Annotated in this window: 2 protein-coding genes; both read right to left on the bottom strand. The window is 63.1% G+C overall.

Features of this window, described 5'->3' with window-relative positions; translation table 11 throughout:
• A partial coding sequence (locus P0D80_RS49650) for an acetate uptake transporter (protein ID WP_408295949.1) occupies nt 1–401 on the bottom strand: 401 nt, incomplete at its 3' end.
• Nucleotides 402–521: 120 nt separating this feature from the next.
• A partial coding sequence (gene acs / locus P0D80_RS49655) for an acetate--CoA ligase (RefSeq protein ID WP_408295952.1) occupies nt 522–2,294 on the bottom strand: 1,773 nt, incomplete at its 5' end.

The following is a 2,294-nucleotide window of genomic DNA, read 5'->3' on the forward strand; positions in this document are numbered from 1 at the left end:
ACGAAGAACGTGATCCACAGCGAGAGAAACACCAACTGCAGCACGCGCGCGGCTCGCCACGTCGCCACCCACATGTACAGCGTAAACACACCCCACAGAAACAGATACCAACCGATAAAGGCCGCGGGCACCGTGCCGTGCAGGAATAGCACGAACAGCGCAAGTGACCACCAGAACGCGCCGTAGCTGAGGAAAGCGGTCGCGCCGAACGTGTTGCCGCGAGGAATCTCCATTAGTCCGGCGAGCGCCTGCGCGGTGCCGCCGTATGCGAAGGCGACGGCGAGCACCATCCCCATCGCATTGCCGCTGAACCAGCCGGCGTTGATCATGCTGAGCAGCCACGTTGTCAGGGCAAAGCCAGCGAGGCCAAGTGAAGCGGGATTGGGAGCTTTGATGTTCATGATGACATCCTCCGTTCCATACAGGAACGCTGAAATTGAGGTTGCGCGCGCGTGCATGCGATGCGCGCGCGAGTTCGGATCGCATCGGAAACGATGCGGCGAGCGGTTATCGCTCGCGTGTCAGGCGGCGTCGGCGAACTGGGAAATCACCGTCGGGTTTTCAACAGTCGACGTGTCCTGCACGATGACCTCTCCTTTGGCCACCGAGCGCAACAGACGGCGTACGACCTTACCCGAGCGCGTCTTTGGCATCGCATCGCCGAAGCGGATGTCTTTCGGCTTGGCGATCGGGCCGATTTCCTTGCCCACCCATGCGCGCAATTCGTCGGCCACACGCTTCGCATCGGCTCCGCACGGACGCGCCGCCTTGAGCACCACGAACGCGACAATCGCCTCACCGGCGGTCTCGTCGGGGCGCCCGACCACGGCAGCCTCGGCGACCAACGGATGCGCCGACAATGCCGATTCGATTTCCATCGTGCCGAGCCGATGTCCGGACACGTTCAGCACGTCGTCGATACGGCCGGTGATAGTGAAGTAGCCCGTGTCGCGGTCGCGGATTGCACCGTCGCCCGCGAGATACAGATAGCCGCCAAGCTCTTCGGGAAAATAGCCGTGCCGGAAGCGCTCCGGATTACCCCAGATGGTCCTGATCATCGAAGGCCACGGCTTGCGGACGACGAGCACGCCGCCGTGTCCGTTCGGAACTTCATGCCCGGTCTCGTCGACAATCGCCGCGTCGATGCCGGGCATCGGTAAAGTGCACGAACCGGGCACGAGCGGAGTCACACCCGGCAGCGGGGAAATCATGTGACCGCCGGTTTCCGTTTGCCAGAAAGTATCGAGCACAGGACAACGCCCACCGCCGACATGCCGGGCGTACCACGTCCACGCGCTCGGATTGATCGGCTCGCCGACCGTGCCGAGCAGACGCAGACTGCTCAGGTCGAAGCTGTCCGGATGCACTGAAGGGTCGGCATCGGCGGACTTGATGAGCGAGCGGATAGCCGTCGGCGCCGTGTAGAAGATGCTGACCTTGTGGCGCTCGATCATGTTCCAGAAGCGACCCGCGTTCGGATAGGTGGGCACGCCTTCGAAGATCACCTGGGTTGCGCCGACCGCGGGCGGCCCATAGCAGATGTAGGTGTGACCCGTGATCCAGCCGATGTCCGCCGTGCACCAGAACACGTCGGCGGGCTTGATATCGAAGGTCCACTTCATCGTCAGGGCGGCCCACAGCAGATAACCGCCGGTGCTGTGTTGAACGCCTTTCGGCGTGCCCGTCGAGCCTGACGTATAGAGCACGAACAACGGATGCTCCGCGCCGACCCACTCGGGTTCGCAGGTGTCCGGCTGGCCGGCTTCGAGTTCGTGCAGCCATGCATCGCGGCCGGATATCCATGGAATCCGGCCTCCCGTGCGCCGGTAGATTGCCACCGTTTTGACCCCCTCCGTGCCACCCATCGCGAGTGCGTCGTCGACAATCGTCTTGAGCGGCAATGTCTTGCCGCCGCGGACCTGCTCGTCGGCGGTAATGACCGCGCACGCACCGACATCGATGAGGCGTTCGTGCAACGACTTGGCGGAGAAGCCGCCGAAGACCACCGAGTGCGGCGCGCCGAGGCGGGCACACGCGAGCATGGCGACCACGCCTTCAACCGACATCGGCATGTAGATCACCACGCGGTCGCCTTTTTTCACTCCGCGAGCACGCAACGCATTGGCGAGCCGGCAGACGCGGTGATAGAGCGCCTGATAGGTGACATGCGTGACGCGGCCGTCGTCTGACTCGAACACGATCGCGGTTTTCTCCGCGAGCCCGTTGATCAGGTTGCGATCGAGGCAGTTGTACGACGCATTCAGTTCGCCGTCTTCGAACCATTGATAAAACGG

This window comes from Paraburkholderia sp. RL17-373-BIF-A, assembly GCF_046030175.1.
Lineage (GTDB): Bacteria > Pseudomonadota > Gammaproteobacteria > Burkholderiales > Burkholderiaceae > Paraburkholderia.